Origin of the sequence: Pseudokineococcus basanitobsidens (assembly GCF_037482545.1) — a bacterium.
Lineage (GTDB): Bacteria > Actinomycetota > Actinomycetes > Actinomycetales > Quadrisphaeraceae > Pseudokineococcus > Pseudokineococcus basanitobsidens.
In genome coordinates this window covers 77,379-93,407 of record NZ_JBBIAA010000011.1, presented here as the reverse complement: position 1 = coordinate 93,407, position 16,029 = coordinate 77,379, and the positions used below count along the sequence as shown (strand labels likewise).

Here is a 16,029-nt window from a genome sequence, read left to right as displayed (position 1 = left end):
ACCCTGCCCCTTGCGGAACCGGTCCGGTAGCCGCCATTAGCCGTAGGTGTCGCGGGGACCGCGGCCCCCGGCCGCCCGGCGCGGGCCGCGCCGCCAGGAGGGGGCACCGGGCCCGCGGACCTGCAGCCGCGTGACGACGCCGGCGCCCAGCTCCTCGTCGAGGCGACGGGCGATCACCGGCTCGAGCAGGCGCAGCTGGGTGGCCCACGCCGTCGAGTCGGCGCGGACGGTCAGGACGCCGCCCTCGAAGCGCTCGGGCGCCGCGTGCGCCGCCACCTCGGGCCCCACCACCTGCTCCCAGCGGCCGACGACGCCGCCGACGGCGACGGGGGCCGACCAGCCCAGCTCCCCCACGAGACGGTCCACGCTGCGCCCCATCGTCTGGGGGTCCCGGTCGTCGGGGCGCGCCCCCGACATCGACGGGCCGGCCCGGCGTCGCTGGTCCCTCTCGCGGCGGGCCGAGCGGGCGGCGGCGCCGTGGGAGCCGGGGGCGCCCGGCAGCAGGCCGCGCTCGCGCGCCGCCGCCCGGGCGCGGCCCAGCGCGGCGCGGACGGCGTCGGCCGAGGAGTCGGTCGCGCCCGGGGCGGGCGCGCCCCTGTCGTCCTCCGGCGTCGCGCCCGGCTCCTCCCTCGCGTCCTCAGCCACGCCCCTCGACCTCCGCCGCCGCGTCCCCGACCGAGCCACCGTCCCCGCCCGACCCACCGTCCCCGCCCGACCCACCGGACCCCGACGGGTCCGGCAGCACGAGCGTGCCCGCACGCACCTGGACGCGGCGCCCGGTGAGCTGGGGCGGGACGTCCTCGGGCACCGCGGCCGTCAGCAGCACCTGCTCGGCGTCCGCCACGAGCTCGGCCAGCCGGGCGCGGCGCCGCGCGTCCAGCTCCGCGAAGACGTCGTCCAGGACCAGCACGGGCTCGCGCTCGGACGGCGTGCCCGGCCCCTCGCTGCGCAACAGCTCGTACGCGCCGAGCCGCAGGGCGAGCGCGAGCGACCAGGACTCCCCGTGGCTGGCGTACCCCCGCGCCGGCAGCCCCCGCAGGGTGAGGACGACGTCGTCGCGGTGGGGACCGACGAGCGTCAGCCCTCGCTCCACCTCGCGGCGGCGCAGGTCCTCCATCGCCGCGAGGAGCTGGGCGGCGAGGACGTCGCGCGCGGGCGCCCCCCGCTCGCGGGCGGCCTCGGCGGAGGAGTCCTCCTCGCCCTCGCCGCGGTGCTCGGCGAGCGAGCCGCGGTAGGCCACCCGCACGACGTCGGCCGGGGCACCGGCGGCCGCCGCACCGGCGCCGACCCCGCCCGGTGCCGTCTCGGCGACGGCGTCGTAGGCCCGGGCGACGTACGGGGCCAGCCGCGCGAGCAGGTACCGGCGCGCCGACAGCAGGTCCGCACCGAGGGTCGCGAGCTGCGCGTCCCAGACCTCCAGCCCCGCGGCCAGGCTCGACGCCGGGCCGGCGCCCCGGCGCGCGGCGCTCGTGGCCCCGGCACCGCGCAGCAGGGCGTTGCGCTGCCGCAGCGCCTTGTCGTACTCGGCCCGCACCCCGGCCAGCCGGGGGGCGAGCAGCACGAGGAGGTCGTCGGCGAACCGGCGGCGCCCCTCGGGGTCGCCCTTGATGAGCGCCAGGTCCTCGGGGGCGAAGAGCACCGTCCGCAACGTCCCGACGATCTCGCGGGCCCGCGGTAGCGCGGAGCGGCCGAGCCGGGCCCGGTTGGCCCGGCCGGGGTTGATCTCGACCTCGGCCAGGAGCGGCCGCCCGTCCCGGACGACGCTCGCGCGGACGACGGCGCGCTCGGCGCCGGCCCGCACGAGCGGGGCGTCCTGGGCCGCGCGGTGGCTCGACAGGGACGCGACGTACCCCAGGGCCTCGACGAGGTTCGTCTTCCCCTGCCCGTTGGGGCCGACGAGCGCCGTCACCCCGGGCTCGAGGGGCAGCTCCGCCCGCTCGTAGTTGCGGAAGTCGGCGAGGGACAGGTGCGCGACGTGCACCGCGCCGACCTCCGTCCTGCTCGCGGACCCCCACCCCGCCCTCGGGGCGGGCGGTGGGCCCTCCTCGTCGGGCCCTCGCCCGCGGGGTTCCGTCCGGGCTCGCCGCGGCTGCGCCCCGGGCCGCCTACGCCGAGTGGTCGACCTCGCGGCCGCCCGACGTGGGCCCGGCCTGCGGCGCGTCCTCGACGTCCCGGCCGCCGGACGCGCCCCGGGTGTCGGCGTCGGCGTCGCCCCCGCCCGAGCTCGGGCCGGCGGTGTGGACGGCGTGGCCGCCGAACTGGTTCCGCAGCGCCGCCACGGCCTTCATCGCCGGGGAGTCGGGCTGGCGGGAGGAGAAGCGCGAGAACAGGGCCGTCGAGATGACCGGCGCGGGGACGCCGTTCTCGACCGCCTCCTGCACCGTCCAACGGCCCTCCCCGGAGTCGTCGACGTAGCCCTCGATGCCCTCGAGCCCCGGGTCGGACTCGAGCGCGCGCACGAGGAGGTCGAGCAGCCACGAGCGCACGACGGTGCCGCGGGTCCACGCCTTGAAGCAGCCGGTCTCGTCGGTGACGATCCCCTTCGCCAGCAGCAGCTCGTAGCCCTCGGCGTAGGACTGCATGAGGCCGTACTCGATGCCGTTGTGCACCATCTTCGCGTAGTGGCCGGCGCCGACGGCGCCCGCGTGGACGAAGCCCTCCTCGCGCGGGCCCTCGGGGCGCAGCGCGTCGAAGACGGGCAGCATCCGCTCCACGTCCTCGGGCGCCCCGCCGCACATGAGGCCGTAGCCGGCCTCGAGGCCCCACACCCCGCCCGAGACGCCGCAGTCGACGAAGCGGATGCCGTTCGCGGCCAGCTGCTGCGCGTGGTCCTCGTCCTCGGTCCACTTCGAGTTGCCGCCGTCCACCAGCAGGTCGCCCGGCTCCAGCAGGTCGGCGAGCTCGCTGACCACCCGGTGGGTGACGGGTCCGGAGGGCACCATGACCCACACGGCGCGCGGGGTCGGGAGGGCCGCGACGAGGGCCTCGAGGCTCTCGACGTCCGTGACGTCGGGGTCCCGGTCGTAGCCGGTGACCTGGAGGCCGGCCTGGCGGACGCGGTCGCGCATGCCGCCACCCATCTTCCCGAGCCCGACCATCCCGAGGTGGTGGACCGGCTCGGTCGAGGGCCGCTGCTCGGAGCCGCTCGCCGTGCTGGTGCTCGTGTCCGTGGTCATGCCGCTCCTCCAGCCGCCGTACGGCGACGACGTCGGTCGTGCAGGTCGGCGCCAGCCTGGCGCCTGCGGGCCTCCCGCGCCGCCCGGGGCCCTCCGCGCGGAGGCTGCCAGGCGGCCCGGGTGGTGCTCAGCCGGCCATCCGCACGGGCATGAGCAGGTAGCGGTAGCCCGGGTCGTCGTCGCCGTCGGCCTCCGCCTGGCCCGTGAGGACGGCGGGCTTGGTGGGCTGGGTGAAGGACAGCCGCACGTGCTCGCTCGGGAGGGCGCCGAGCCCGTCGAGCAGGAAGGCTGGGTTGAAGGCGATCTCGAGCGGCTCGCCGTCGAGCGTCGCCGGCAGCGCCTCGCTGGCCTGCGCGTCGTCGCCCGCGCCCGCCTCGAGCACGACCTGGCCCTCGCTGAACGACAGGCGGACGGGCGTGTTGCGCTCGGCGACGAGGGAGACGCGCCGGACGGCCCCGACGAGGTCCTCGCGCACGACGACGGCGCGGGCGGCCGACTCGGCCGGGAAGAGCGAGCGGACCTTGGGGTACTCCCCGTCCACGAGCAGCGACGTCGTGCGGCGGCCCCCGGCCTCGAAGCCGATGAGGCCCGTGCCGGTGGACGCGTCCGAGAGGGCGACGACGACGTCCCCGCCGCCGGTGCCCAGCGAGCGGGCCACCTCGGACAGCGTGCGGGCCCGCACGAGCGCCGTCGTGGACGCGCCCGGTGACGCCGGGCGCCACGGCAGCTCCCGCATGGCGAGGCGGTAGCGGTCCGTCGCCAGCAGGGTGAGGCGGTCGTCCTCGATCTCCATGCGGACGCCGGTGAGGATCGGCAAGGTCTCGTCCCGGCTCGCGGCCACGACGACCTGGCCGACCGCCTGCGTGAGGACGTCGCCCGCGACGACCCCGCTGGAGCCGGGCATCTCCGGGAGGGAGGGGTACTCCTCGACCGGCATCGTCAGCAGCTGGAAGCGGCTCGCCCCGCAGGTCAGGGTGACGCGGGGACCCTCGCTGGCGACCTCGACGGGCCGCCCGGGAAGGCTGCGGGCGATGTCGGCCAGGAGCCGGCCCGAGACGAGCGCCCGGCCCGGCTCGTCGACCTCCGCGGCGACCTCCACGCGACCCGAGACCTCGTAGTCGAAGCCGGAGAGCACGAGAGCACCGCTCGCGTCGGCGTCGAGCACCAGGCCGGCGAGCACCGGCACCGGCGGCCGGGTCGGCAGGGACCGCGCCGTCCAGGTGACCGCCTCGGCCAGCACGTCCCGCTCGACCCTGAACCTCACGTCGACCGACCTCTCCTCGGCGCCCGGACCCCTCCCGCAGCCGCGGCCCCGCAGCAGCAGGTGCGTCCGCGGGGCACCCGCGACCATCCACCCGGAGCGCCCGGCGGACGCGCGGGCGCGGTCGCCGACCCTACGGCAGGCGGTACCGCCGGGGGCACCCTCGCGACCGGTCCCGGTCCGGCGGAGGCCCCGGTCGGTGCCTCCGCCGATGTCCCCGCCGATGTCCCGGCCGACGTCCCGGCCGACGTGCCGGCGGGTGGCGTCCCCAGGTCGCCCCCTCCCCAGCTGTGCGCGGAGCTTCCTGTCGTCCGGGGAGACTCGTCCTCGTCATCGGTCCTGTGGAGGCTGTGGAGGACGGGGCGGACGCCCTGGTCAGCTCGCGTGTCGGCCTCGGGACGACGTGGTGGCGGCGCTGCGCAGGCCGGAGGCGTGCCTGTGGGTGCGCGACCGGGTGCGGGCCCTCGTCCACGGGGGTGTGGACCCCGGCGGGGGGATCTCCACAGCCGTCCACAGGGTTGTGCACACCTGTGGGGGGTCACAGCGGGCGAGGGACGATGACGCAGAGGAGCGGGCGACCTCCTCGGGCGGGGAAGACGTGTCACGTCCCGGGCCCCTCGTCGGGCCGGACGGGTGACGGCAGGAGCGGCACGGTCGCGCAGCGTCACGTCGACGTGACGCCGACCTCCACGTCGGGGTCGGCGCCGAGGGGTCCGCAGCGGTGCGCGGGGCGACCTCAGGTGCGGTGCTGGCTCTTGATCCGGTTGGTCAGCTCGGTGACCTGGTTGAACGTGGACCGGCGCTCCGCCATCTGCTCGCGGATCTTGCGGTTGGCGTGCATGACGGTCGTGTGGTCACGACCGCCGAAGGCCTGGCCGATCTTCGGCAGGGACAGGTCGGTCAGCTCCCGGCACAGGTACATGGCGGTCTGCCGGGCCGTGACGAGCGTCCGCGAGCGGGAGGCGCCCGCGAGGTCCTCCATCGTGACGCCGAAGTAGTCCGAGGCCTGCGCCATGATCGTCGCGACGGTGACGACGCCCGTGCCCGTGTCGGTCAGCAGGTCCTTGAGCACGACCTCGGCGAGCGGCAGGTCGACGCCCTGGCGGTTGAGGTTCGCGAAGGCCGTGACCCGGATGAGGGCACCCTCGAGCTCGCGGATGTTCGTCGAGATCTTGCTCGCGATGAACTCGAGCACGTCGTCCGGCGCCTGGAGGTCGTCGCCGGCCGCCTTCTTGCGCAGGATCGCGATCCGGGTCTCGAGGTCGGGGGGCTGGACGTCGGTGATGAGGCCCCACTCGAAGCGCGAGCGCATGCGCTCCTCGAAGCCGGACAGCTGCTTGGGCGGGAGGTCGCTCGTGACGACCACCTGCTTGTCCGCGTTGTGCAGCGTGTTGAAGGTGTGGAAGAACTCCTCCTGCGTCTGCACCTTGTTGGACAGGAACTGGATGTCGTCGATGAGCAGCACGTCGACGTCGCGGTAGCGGCGCTGGAACGCCGACGCCTTGTCGTCGCGGATGGAGTTGATGAAGTCGTTGGTGAACTCCTCCGAGTTCACGTACCGCACCCGGACGCCCGCGTAGAGCTTGGCCGCGTAGTCGCCGATGGCGTGCAGCAGGTGCGTCTTGCCGAGCCCGGACTCGCCGTAGACGAACAGCGGGTTGTAGGCCTTCGCCGGCGCCTCGGCGACCGCGACCGCCGCCGCGTGGGCGAAGCGGTTGGACGCGCCGATGACGAAGCTGTCGAAGGTGTACTTCGGGTTGAGCCGCGTCGGCTCGGTCGGGCGGCCCGGGTCGCGCGGGCGGACCGCGGCCATCGCGGGGGCCTCGGCCTCGACGGCGGCGCGCACGGCGTCCTCGCCGTCGTCGTCCTCGTCGTCGGTCCCGTCGGGACCGGCGGCCCCGCCGTCCGCCGTCGCGTCGACGTCGAGCGAGGGGTCCACCGTGATGGCGAGGCGTACCGGGCGGTCCAGCTCGTCCCCGAGGACCCCGACGACGACGTCCCGGACCCGCTGCTCGAGGACGTTCTTCGTCAGCTCGTCGCGCACGACCAGCAGGACGGTGCCGTCCAGGAGGCCGAGCGGACGGGTCTGCCGGAGGAAGCCGAGGTTCGAGGCCGTGATCCGCTCGTCCCCGCGGAAGCGCTGCATGGCGCGTCCCCACGCGGTCGGGAGGTCCACCTGGTCAGTGCTCTGCGTGCTCACGCGCCTCCTCCGGCGACTGCGGTGCCCGGGCCCGCGGGCCGGGCGACCGACCCCCGGCAGCGGCGGTCCACAGACTTGTCCACACCTGTGGGTAGCACAGGAGGGCAGGGTGCCGTGCGCCCTCCGTCCACGGCACCGGACCCCGTCCTGCGGCCCGGCACGAGCCCCGGGGGACGACGGCGCGAGCACCTCCCGGCGTCCGGCGTGTCGGTCCGCGGACCCTACCCCCAGACCGGGTGATGATTGATGGTTCTGCCACTCGTCGTCGCAGGGCTGGGGGCGCCCCCGGAGCCGTTTGACCGCCCGCGAGGGCGCCCGTACCGTGAGGCGGTCCGAGCCCGGTCGTCGACGTCGGTGCACGCCCCGCCCGTGGGCTGCGCCGGGTGGGTCCGACCCGGGAGTGGAGAGCCCGTGACACCCGAGCGCCGGACGACGGCGCGCCACACCCGTAGGAGCCCCCGTGAGCAAGCGCACCTTCCAGCCGAACACCCGTCGCCGGTCCAAGACGCACGGGTTCCGCCTGCGGATGCGCACCCGCGCCGGCCGCTCCATCCTCGCCGCCCGGCGCCGCAAGGGTCGCGCCGAGATCTCGGCCTGACCCGTCGTGCTCCCGGCCGGTCGACGGGTCCGCACCGCTGACGCCTTCCGGCGCGCGGTGCGCTCGGGCGCCCGGTCCGGACGGCCCGCGCTGGTCGTCCACCTCGCGCTGACCCCGCTGCCGCAGCCCGCGGCGGCGGGGTTCGTCGTGTCGCGGGCCGTCGGCGGGGCCGTCGTCCGCAACCGGGTGCGGCGCCGGCTCCAGCACCTGGTCGCCGAGCGGCTGGACGCCCTGCCGCGGGGCGCAGAGCTCGTGGTCCGGGCGCTGCCCCCCGCGGCGGGGGCGACGTCCTCGGCGCTCGCCGCCGACCTCGACGGCGCCCTCGCGTCGGCGGCACGGGCGACCCCGGGACGCCGCTCCGGCCCGTCCGGGCGACCGCGGGGCTCCCGCCCCGCCGGCACGGGGACGGCATGACCCCCGTGGGCGCGGCCCGCAGCTCCGTGGACGCGATCTCCGTGGACGCGATCTCCGTGGACGCGATCTCCGTGGACGGGGCCCCCGTGGACGGGGCCCCCGTGGACAGCACCTCCGTGGCCGGGGGCGGACCCGCGGGGTCGAGGGCGGCGCACGGTGTGTCGACGCCCGCGCCGGCGACCCGGGGACTGCCGCGGCGAGTGCTCGTCCTCCTCGTGCGGGCGTGGCAGCTGGTCGTCTCGCCTTGGTACCCGCCGGTCTGCCGCTTCTACCCCTCCTGCTCGACGTACGCCGTCCGTGCGCTCGAGGAGCACGGCGCCGTGCGGGGGACCGGGCTCGCCGCCCGGCGGCTGCTGCGGTGCCACCCCTGGAACCCGGGAGGCGTCGACCACGTCCCTCCCCGTGACGGCCCTCGCCGCAGCCCGCCGGGACGCGCCCGGGAGGACCCGCCCGGCCGACCGGCGGCCTGACCCGCCGGCCGCGGCCACCCGGGCGCGACCGACCGTGGCGCGCTGCCACGCTGGTGCCCGTCCCGACCGTCCCGACCGTCCCGAGGTCCTGCACCGGAGCAGGGCCGGACCGCCACGACAGCACCACCGACGCCCACCACGGCAGGAGCCCATGCTCGAGATCCTCCGCCCCATCGAGTACGTCGTCGCCTGGATCATGGTGACGGCGCACGACCTGCTGACCGCCGTGGGCCTCGACGCCACCTCCGGTCTCACGTGGGCGCTGTCCATCGTGGCGCTCGTCGTCGTCATCCGCGTCGTGCTGATCCCGCTGTTCGTCAAGCAGATCAAGGCGTCGCGGGGCATGCAGCTGGTGGCACCCGAGGTGCGCAAGATCCAGCAGAAGTACAAGGGGAAGAAGGACCCCGCCTCCCGGCAGAAGATGCAGGAGGAGACGATGGCCGCCTACAAGAAGGCGGGCACCAACCCCTTCGCGTCCTGCCTGCCGATCCTGCTGCAGATGCCGATCTTCTTCGCCCTGTTCCGGGTGCTCAACGGGCTGTCCGGCATCGCCTCGGGCGACCAGGAGCCGATCGGTCGCATGACGCAGCAGGTGGCGGCGCAGGCCGAGGCGTCGACCCTGCTCGGGGCGCCGCTGTCGTCGACCTTCCTCGGCAGCGACGACGTCGTCACCAAGGTCGTCACGGTCCTGCTCATCGTGCTGATGTCGGTGACGACCTTCACGACGCAGCGGCAGCTGACGATGAAGAACATGCCGGCGTCCATGGCCGACAACCCCATGGCGCAGCAGCAGAAGATCATCATGTACGTCCTGCCGCTGGTGTTCGCCGTCACGGGCGTCAACTTCCCCATCGGCGTGCTCCTGTACTGGCTCACCACGAACGTCTGGTCGATGGGCCAGCAGTTCTACGTGATCCGCAACATGCCGGCCCCCGGGTCCGAGGCCGAGACGAAGATGCTGGAGCGTCGGGCACGTCGCAAGGGCGTGGCCGTGGAGGAGCTCACCGGCTCCGCGCCGACCGGGCCGGCGGCCGCCGCCGAGGCGCCGCGGGGCCAGCGTGTCCAGCCGCGGCGCAAGGACCGCCAGCGGCGCCCGGGGCAGCCGACGACCGGGGGTCCGGCGAAGGACCCGTCGTCGCCGACCGGCACGCCGGAGGCCGGGGGGTCGGTCGAGCCCGGGTCGTCGGCCGCCACGGACGGGACGCGGGGAGGCGCCCGCACCGCCCGGACCGGGTCCGCGGGGCGTCCGCCGGGCTCCACGCCGCCCCCGACGACCTCGTCCACCCCGTCGTCGCCGGCGGCGCGGCGGGGCGGCGGCAGCGGTCGGGCCGCCGGGCAGCGCGGCCGCCAGGGCTCCCGACCCGCGGGGCGACCTTCTCGCGGCAGCTGACAGCACTCCGCCACCACCCTCCTCCGCCAGCACACAGAAGGGGCTGCAGCCCGATGAGCGAGCAGGACGGCGCGCTGGACGCGCAGACCACCGGTCCCGCGACCGCCGACGTGCCCGCGCCGGCCACGCGGGACGCGGACGGACCACCGGTGGACGACCTCGCGGCTTCCGGCGAGCCCGACGGGGAGCAGGCGGACGGGGGGCAGCCGGACGGGGAGGCCTCGGCCCCGTCGCGGAGGGCGCGCCTGGAGCAGGAGGGCGACGTCGCGGCCGACTACCTCGAGGAGCTGCTGGACATCGCGGACCTGGACGGCGACCTCGACATCGACGTCGAGGACGGCCGTGCCTCGGTGTCGGTGCTGGCCGACGAGGCCTCCCCGACGTCGCTGCGCCGCCTGGTGGGGTCCGACGGCGAGGTCCTCGAGGCGCTGCAGGAGCTGACCCGCTTGGCCGTGCAGGCCCGGACGGGCGAGCGCAGCCGTCTCCTGCTCGACGTCGGGGGCTACCGGAAGGAGCGCCAGGTCGTGCTCGAGCGGCTGGCGCGCGGCGCCGTGGAGGACGTCCGCGCCGGCACGCCGGCCGTGCACCTCGAGCCCATGAACCCGTACGAGCGGAAGATCGTCCACGACGTCGTCGCCGACGCCGGTCTGGTCTCGGAGTCCGAGGGGGCGGCGGCCGAGCGGCACGTCGTCGTCACGGCCGCGCCCTGAGCGGGCTCGACGGGCGTCCGGGCGGGCTCGACGCGCCGCGTCCGGACGAGACGGCGCTGGAGCCGCCCGAGGCGAAGCTGCTGCTCGGTACCGGTCTGCCACGGGCCCGCGCCTTCGTCCGGGAGCTCGCCGGCGAGGGCGTCGTCCGGGGGGTGGTCGGCCCGCGGGAGGTCCCGCGCCTGTGGACGCGGCACGTGCTGAACTGCGCCGCGGTCGCCGAGCTCGTCCCCGCGGGTGCGGTGGTGGTCGACGTGGGCAGCGGGGCGGGGCTGCCGGGGCTGGTGCTCGCGATGGCGAGGCCGGACCTGGAGCTCGTCCTCGTGGACTCGTCGCTGCGCCGTGCGCGCTGGTTGGAGCACGTCGTCGAGGTCCTCGACGCCGCGGACGACCTGCCGCCGCTGAGGGTCCGCGTCGTCCGGGGCCGTGCGGAGGAGCTGGTCGGCACGGTCCGGGGCGACGTCGTCACCTCGCGGGCCGTCGCGCCGCTCGACCGGCTCGCCCGGTGGTGCGCTCCCCTCGCCGTCCCGGACGGTCTGCTCCTCGCCGTGAAGGGTGGTCGGGCAGACGACGAGGTCACCGAGCACGCCGCCGCGCTGCGCCGCACCGGGCTGCGCGACGTCGAGGTGGTGACGTGCGGGGGCGAGGTGCTCGAGGACCCCACGACCGTCGTGCGGGCTAGGGTCGGGAGCCGCCCCGGCGGTCGCCGGCGGTAGGGCGTCCGCGCCGCAGGACGACCCGGACGGGTCGACCTACGGGCGGGGCCGGACGGCGACGATCAGCAGGAGGACGCGGGTGCGCACGAGCACGGCGCCGGGGTGGCCGACCACGGCGGACGGGTCGGGTGACGCGCTCGGATGGCCGGTCGTTCCACGTGGAACAGCGGTGGACCGGGTCGTCGCGGCGGGCGTGCCGTCCCGGCGCGTCGGCGCGGCGGAGGAGTCGGCGACCGCGACGGCCGGTCCAACGACCGAGGGCGACGGCGGCGACAGAGCCGGCGGCGAGAGGGACAGCGACGAGAGGGACGGCGACGAGAGGGACGGCGACGAGAGCCTTCCCGAGGTCCCGCCCGCGCCGACGAGCTCCGGCCCGCGCGCGACGGGGGGCGAGCCGGGGCCGGTGGCCGAGGCGTCACGGTCCGCGGTGGTGGACGGGCCCGGGGACGACGAGGGAACGGCCGAGGGTCCTGCTCGCCCGAGCGTCGAGAGCACCGCGGAGGACGACGCCCGGCGGGCCGAGCTCGCCGGCTCCCTGCCCGAGACGGACGAGTCGACGCCGCTGGCCCGGCAGGTGGCCGAGGACGCCCGGCGACGGATCGCCCTGAGCGGTCGCCAGCTCCCCCGACCAGCCCGCACCCGGGTGCTCACCGTGGCCAACCAGAAGGGTGGCGTCGGGAAGACGACGACGACGGTGAACCTCGCCGCGGCCCTGGCGCAGGCGGGGCTGCAGGTGCTCGTCCTGGACGGCGACCCGCAGGGCAACGCCTCCACGGCGCTCGGGGTGGAGCACCACGCCGAGGTGCCCGGTCTGTACGACGTCCTCGTCGACGAGGTGCCGCTGGAGGACGTGCTCCAGGACTGCCCCGACGTGCCGGGGCTCGTGTGCGCGCCCGCCACGATCGACCTCGCCGGCGCCGAGATCGAGCTCGTGTCCATGGTGGCGCGCGAGACCCGCCTGCGCTCGGCCGTCGCCGGCTACCTGGAGCGGTGCGCCGCCCGCGGTGACCGCGCCCCCGACTACGTGTTCGTCGACTGCCCCCCGAGCCTCGGCCTGCTGACGCTCAACGCCTTCGTGTGCGCCGAGGAGGTGCTCATCCCCATCCAGTGCGAGTACTACGCGCTCGAGGGGCTGAGCCAGCTGCTGAAGAACATCGAGATGATCACGCGGCACCTCAACCCCGGGCTCCACGTGTCGAGCATCCTGCTGACGATGTACGACGCCCGCACGCGGCTGGCGGCGCAGGTCGCCGAGGAGGTGCGTGAGCACTTCCCCGCCCAGGTCCTCGCCACGACGGTCCCGCGGTCCGTCCGCGTGTCGGAGGCGCCCTCGTACGGGCAGACCGTGATGACCTACGACCCGGGGTCCAGCGGGGCCCTCTCCTACCTCGCCGCCGCGCGGGAGCTGGCTGAGCGCCCCTTGGCAGCGGGCGGGGCCGGGAGCAGCGACGAGCAGCAGCGACGAGGAGCAGCGCCGGCGATGACGAGCAGGACGGGCATGACGCGATGACGGAACGACGACGAGGGCTGGGCCGCGGGCTGGGTGCCCTCATCCCGGCCGGTCCGGAGGGCGAGCGCCCCCGGGACATCTTCTGGCCGGGCGCGGTGCCCGTGACGGCCGTGGAGGACGTCCCTCGTTCCACGTGGAACCCGGCGGGTGCCGTCTCGGACGGGGAGGTCGTCGTCGTCGAGGACGGCGTCGTCGCGGCGCCGCAGGACGGGTCGCGTTCCACGTGGAACGAGGACGGGGACCTCGTCGACGTCCCCGGGCTCCGTCTGGTGGAGATCCCCGTCGACGACGTACGGCCCAACCCGCGCCAGCCACGGCAGGAGTTCGACGAGGACGAGCTCACGGAGCTCGAGCAGTCCATCCGCGAGGTGGGCGTGCTCCAGCCCGTCGTCGTCCGGCCGCTGGCGGCCGACGACGTCGAGGGCCGCGACGACGGCGACGCACCGACGGGCGGTGCCCGCTTCGAGCTCGTCATGGGCGAGCGCCGGTGGCGCGCCTGCCGACGGGCGGGTCTCACGACGGTCCCGGCGGTCGTCCGGCGCACCGACGACGACGTCCTGCTGCGCGACGCCCTGCTGGAGAACCTCCACCGCAGCCAGCTCAACCCCTTGGAGGAGGGTGCGGCCTACGGGCAGCTCCTCGAGGACTTCGGCTGCACGCACGACGAGCTCGCCCGACGGCTGGGGCGCTCCCGCCCGCAGATCACGAACACCATGAGGCTGCTCCGCCTGCCACCGCTGGTGCAGCGACGGGTCGCGGCCGGCGTCCTGTCGGCGGGGCACGCGCGGGCTCTCCTGGGGCTCCCGGACGCCGCGGCGATGGAGCGCCTCGCGCAGCGCGTCGTGGCCGAGGGCCTCTCCGTCCGCTCGACGGAGGAGGCCGTCGCCCTGGGCGAGGACGCCCGCCCGGCTCGCCGTCCCGCGGCGCCGAAGCAGCGTGACGAGAGGGCGGAGGCGGTCGCGTCGGCGCTGTCCGAGCGTCTGGAGACGCGGGTGACCGTGACCGTCGGCCGCCGCAAGGGACGGCTGTCGGTGGAGTTCGCGGGGGCCGACGACCTCGAGCGCATCCTCGCCGTCCTCGCCCCGGGCGCGGTCCCGGTGGTGAGCTCGGTGGTGGACCCGGTGGTGGACCCGGTGGTGGACGAGCACGGGGCCGGGTCCGGGAGCCCGGGGTGACACGACGTCCGCCCTCCCGCCCGCCCCTGAGCGCGCGCACCGGCGCGGCGGGCGGGCCGGCGTCCGAGCGGGCCGCGGCTCGTCGGCGGACGGCGGCGGCGGTCGGCCTCGGCCTCTCGCTGGGTGCCGCGGCGGCCTTCGTGGGGGCGCTGCTGCAGCCGCGCCGGCGGGCGGGGTACGACCCCCGACGGACGGGGTGAGGGGCTGTGCCGCCGTCATGAGCCCCGGGGCGACGTCCCTGCCTCTCGTGGAGGGCGGGACGTGCGGATGAGCCGCAGCGTCGGTCCGCTGACGCTCGCGCACGTCGCCTCGTTGCCGGACCCGTGCCGCACCTGCCTGCGGTGGGAGCTCGACGAGGCGTCCGCCGCCGCGGTGCGCCGTCGGGGCGACCCGGCGCTCGAGAAGGAGGCGTGGCTGTCGCGCACCCTCCTGGAGTGGGGGTCCTGCGGCCGCGTCGCGCACGAGGGCGGGGAGCTCGCCGGCTTCGTCACGTACGCCCCGCCGCACCTGGTGCCGCGCTCGACGGGCTACCCGACCTCACCGGTGAGCGCGGACGCCGTGCTGCTCATGACCGGGGGCGTCCTCCCGGGGCACCGCGGGGGCGGGCTGGGACGGGTCCTCGTGCAGTCGGCGGCCAAGGACCTGACGCGCCGCGGCGTGCGGGCCGTCGAGGCCTTCGCCCGCGTCGCCGGGACGCCCGGCGAGGACGCCGTGCCCGGTCGCGGCGACCCGACGGCCGTGCCCGCGGCACGGATGGAGGGGTCGTGCCACGTCCCGGCGGAGTTCCTGCTCCAGGTCGGCTTCGAGGTCGTGCGCGACCACCCGCGGTGGCCGCGCCTGCGGCTCGAGCTGCGCACGGCGCTGCAGTGGCGCGAGGACGTCGAGCGGGCGCTCGACCGCATCCTCGCCGACCTGAGGGTCCCGGCCCTCGGCTGAACCACCGGGGGCGCCGGCTACGACCAGGACGCGCCGACCGCGGGGCCGCCTGCGACCAGGTCGCGCCGACCGCGGGGCCGCCTGCGACCAGCGGTCGGGCTCAGCCGCTCGGGGCCGCGACGACCGGGAGGAGGCCGGTGGGGACGTCCTGGTCCGCCTCCAGGAAGAAGCGGTGCACCGCGGCGGCGAGCGCCTCGGCGCAACGGTCGCGGAAGGCGGGGTCGGCGAGCTCGGCGGCGTCCTCGGGCGAGGTGAGGTAGCCGAGCTCGACCCGGACCGCGGGCATCCGCGTCAGACGCAGGACGTCGGTGTCCCACGTGTGCGTGCGGAGGTCGGCGAGACCGGTGCGGGCGAGCACCTCGCGGTGGACCAGCCCGGCCAGCCGGGCTCCCTCGACCGAGCGGGACGTCGCCGACCCCCAGGAGAAGGTCGCGACGCCGCGCGCGGGGGACGCGGGGAGGCGAGCGGGGTCCGCCGAGCCCCGCACCGGCGTCAGCGCGTCGCAGTGCAGCGCGAGGACGACGTCGGCGCCGACGGCGTCGGCGAGGTCGGCGGCATCCTCCGCCGAGGGCTCCTGCGTGGCCCCCCGGCTCAGCACCACGGCCGTCCCGGACGCGGCGAGCCGGCCCTCGAGGCGCTGCGCCAGGTCCAGGACGACGTCGGCCTCGCGCAGGCCGTGGCCGAGGGCTCCCGGGTCGTCACCGCCGTGCGCCGGGTGGACGAGGACGACGTGGCCGGTGCGACGGCGTGCCTGCGCCGTGCGCTCCGCGTCGCGGAGGGCCGACGCGTCGCCGCCGCCGACGGAGCGGTCGAGGCGCCGCAGCGCGTCCACGGTCGCCGGGCCGACGACCCCGTCGGCGGCGGTGCCGCAGCTGCGCTGCAGCTCCTGCACCCCGGCCTCGGTGCGGGGCCCGTACCGGCCGTCCCGCCGGTCGTCGAGGAGCCCGAGGGACAGCAGCCGGCTCTGCAGCGCCACGACGTCGTCGCCGTGCAGCAGGTGACCGGGCACGTAGCGCAGGACGCGGTCGCCGAGCCGCCAGCGGGCCCCGTCGAGGGCCCGCGAGGTCTGCCGACCGACCACGCCGTCGGCCCGCAGGCCGCGCGCCTGCTGGAACGCCCGGACGGCCTGCTCCAGCGCGGTGCCGAACGTGTCGAGCTCCTCCGTGCCGTCCGGCCCGGTGCCGTCCGGCCCGGTGCCGTCCGGGCCGGCCCCTCCCGGGCGGGGGGCCCCGGGGACGTCGACCCCGGCGCGCAGCAGCAGGTCGCGGAGGGCGGAGACGCGGGGACCGGAGTCCCCCCGTCGCAGGGCCCCCCGTCGCAGGACGTGGTCGGCCTGGCTCACCGGTCGCCTCCTCGTGCCGTGCGCGCACCGGAGGTCACCGGCGCGGGGCTGCTTCGTACCACGACGACCCCGGGGGCGGGCGGTCGTGGGTGCTGGTGCACCGACGGCCCCCGGCGGGTGCCGGGGGCCGTCGG

16 protein-coding genes are annotated in these 16,029 nt (G+C 76.5%); 10 read left to right on the top strand and 6 right to left on the bottom strand.

The annotated features are described in order from the left end of the window. Nucleotides 1-36: 36 nt before the first annotated feature. From WDZ17_RS10985 to dnaA, 5 genes are all read right to left on the bottom strand, one after another. Nucleotides 37-645: a DciA family protein gene (locus tag WDZ17_RS10985; protein ID WP_339575197.1), complete on the bottom strand. Its 609-nt coding sequence runs from the start codon at nucleotides 643-645 to the stop codon at nucleotides 37-39. After that, nucleotides 638-1,981: a DNA replication/repair protein RecF gene (locus tag WDZ17_RS10980; RefSeq protein ID WP_339575196.1), complete on the bottom strand. Its 1,344-nt coding sequence runs from the start codon at nucleotides 1,979-1,981 to the stop codon at nucleotides 638-640. Before WDZ17_RS10980 ends, WDZ17_RS10985 begins: the two co-directional genes overlap by 8 nt. A 124-nt stretch (nucleotides 1,982-2,105) precedes the next feature. Further along, on the bottom strand, nucleotides 2,106-3,098 hold the full coding sequence (gene gnd / locus WDZ17_RS10975) for a phosphogluconate dehydrogenase (NAD(+)-dependent, decarboxylating) (RefSeq protein ID WP_422631955.1): 993 nt from the start codon (nucleotides 3,096-3,098) through the stop codon (nucleotides 2,106-2,108). 205 nt (nucleotides 3,099-3,303) lie between these two features. Continuing rightward, nucleotides 3,304-4,440: a DNA polymerase III subunit beta gene (gene dnaN, locus WDZ17_RS10970; RefSeq protein WP_339575194.1), complete on the bottom strand. Its 1,137-nt coding sequence runs from the start codon at nucleotides 4,438-4,440 to the stop codon at nucleotides 3,304-3,306. A gap of 733 nt (nucleotides 4,441-5,173) precedes the next feature. Continuing rightward, a complete protein-coding gene (gene dnaA / locus WDZ17_RS10965; RefSeq protein ID WP_422631954.1) occupies nucleotides 5,174-6,583 on the bottom strand; it encodes a chromosomal replication initiator protein DnaA in 1,410 nt (469 codons plus the stop codon). 514 nt (nucleotides 6,584-7,097) lie between these two features. Between dnaA and rpmH the strand changes: the two genes are divergently transcribed. The 10 genes from rpmH to WDZ17_RS10915 all read left to right on the top strand — a co-directional run bounded on the left by rpmH (nucleotide 7,098) and on the right by WDZ17_RS10915 (nucleotide 14,553). Then, nucleotides 7,098-7,235 carry a 50S ribosomal protein L34 gene (gene rpmH, locus WDZ17_RS10960; protein ID WP_339575192.1) on the top strand — a complete coding sequence of 46 codons (138 nt, stop codon included), beginning with the start codon at nucleotides 7,098-7,100 and terminating at the stop codon, nucleotides 7,233-7,235. A gap of 6 nt (nucleotides 7,236-7,241) precedes the next feature. Further along, a complete protein-coding gene (gene rnpA, locus WDZ17_RS10955; RefSeq protein WP_339575191.1) occupies nucleotides 7,242-7,649 on the top strand; it encodes a ribonuclease P protein component in 408 nt (135 codons plus the stop codon). Then, nucleotides 7,646-8,119, top strand: a complete 474-nt coding sequence (yidD, locus tag WDZ17_RS17500) for a membrane protein insertion efficiency factor YidD (RefSeq protein ID WP_422631948.1) — start codon at nucleotides 7,646-7,648, stop codon at nucleotides 8,117-8,119. The genes rnpA and yidD overlap by 4 nt, the downstream gene beginning before the upstream one ends. A 151-nt stretch (nucleotides 8,120-8,270) precedes the next feature. Then, nucleotides 8,271-9,509, top strand: a complete 1,239-nt coding sequence (gene yidC, locus WDZ17_RS10945; RefSeq protein WP_339575190.1) for a membrane protein insertase YidC — start codon at nucleotides 8,271-8,273, stop codon at nucleotides 9,507-9,509. A 53-nt stretch (nucleotides 9,510-9,562) separates the two neighbouring features. After that, entirely contained in the window at nucleotides 9,563-10,219 is a 657-nt protein-coding gene (locus tag WDZ17_RS10940; protein WP_339575189.1) for a Jag family protein, read from the top strand. After that, nucleotides 10,216-10,932 (top strand): 16S rRNA (guanine(527)-N(7))-methyltransferase RsmG, encoded by a 717-nt coding sequence (gene rsmG, locus WDZ17_RS10935; RefSeq protein WP_339575198.1) that lies wholly within the window; start codon nucleotides 10,216-10,218, stop codon nucleotides 10,930-10,932. Before WDZ17_RS10940 ends, rsmG begins: the two co-directional genes overlap by 4 nt. 427 nt (nucleotides 10,933-11,359) lie before the next feature. Further along, nucleotides 11,360-12,442 carry a ParA family protein gene (locus tag WDZ17_RS10930; protein WP_422631953.1) on the top strand — a complete coding sequence of 361 codons (1,083 nt, stop codon included), beginning with the start codon at nucleotides 11,360-11,362 and terminating at the stop codon, nucleotides 12,440-12,442. Beyond that, nucleotides 12,439-13,617 (top strand): ParB/RepB/Spo0J family partition protein, encoded by a 1,179-nt coding sequence (locus WDZ17_RS10925; protein WP_339575187.1) that lies wholly within the window; start codon nucleotides 12,439-12,441, stop codon nucleotides 13,615-13,617. The genes WDZ17_RS10930 and WDZ17_RS10925 overlap by 4 nt, the downstream gene beginning before the upstream one ends. Then, nucleotides 13,614-13,817, top strand: coding sequence for a hypothetical protein (locus WDZ17_RS10920; RefSeq protein WP_339575186.1), 204 nt, complete (start codon nucleotides 13,614-13,616; stop codon nucleotides 13,815-13,817). Before WDZ17_RS10925 ends, WDZ17_RS10920 begins: the two co-directional genes overlap by 4 nt. 67 nt (nucleotides 13,818-13,884) lie before the next feature. Beyond that, nucleotides 13,885-14,553 carry a GNAT family N-acetyltransferase gene (locus WDZ17_RS10915; protein ID WP_339575185.1) on the top strand — a complete coding sequence of 223 codons (669 nt, stop codon included), beginning with the start codon at nucleotides 13,885-13,887 and terminating at the stop codon, nucleotides 14,551-14,553. Nucleotides 14,554-14,653: 100 nt separating this feature from the next. Here the strand turns inward: WDZ17_RS10915 and WDZ17_RS10910 are convergent, their stop codons facing one another. Then, nucleotides 14,654-15,895, bottom strand: coding sequence for an N-acetylmuramoyl-L-alanine amidase (locus WDZ17_RS10910; protein ID WP_339575184.1), 1,242 nt, complete (start codon nucleotides 15,893-15,895; stop codon nucleotides 14,654-14,656). Nucleotides 15,896-16,029 lie beyond the last annotated feature (134 nt).

Bases quoted from the DNA above. Each gene is read 5' to 3' on its own strand.
- gnd (WP_422631955.1), bottom strand. From the start codon at position 3,098: ATGGTCGGGCTCGGGAAGATGGGTGGCGGCATGCGCGACCGCGTCCGC.
- dnaA (WP_422631954.1), bottom strand. From the start codon at position 6,583: ATGCAGCGCTTCCGCGGGGACGAGCGGATCACGGCCTCGAACCTCGGC.
- yidD (WP_422631948.1), top strand. From the start codon at position 7,646: ATGACCCCCGTGGGCGCGGCCCGCAGCTCCGTGGACGCGATCTCCGTG.
- yidC (WP_339575190.1), top strand. From the start codon at position 8,271: ATGCTCGAGATCCTCCGCCCCATCGAGTACGTCGTCGCCTGGATCATG.
- WDZ17_RS10940 (WP_339575189.1), top strand. From the start codon at position 9,563: ATGAGCGAGCAGGACGGCGCGCTGGACGCGCAGACCACCGGTCCCGCG.
- WDZ17_RS10925 (WP_339575187.1), top strand. From the start codon at position 12,439: ATGACGGAACGACGACGAGGGCTGGGCCGCGGGCTGGGTGCCCTCATC.
- WDZ17_RS10915 (WP_339575185.1), top strand. From the start codon at position 13,885: ATGAGCCGCAGCGTCGGTCCGCTGACGCTCGCGCACGTCGCCTCGTTG.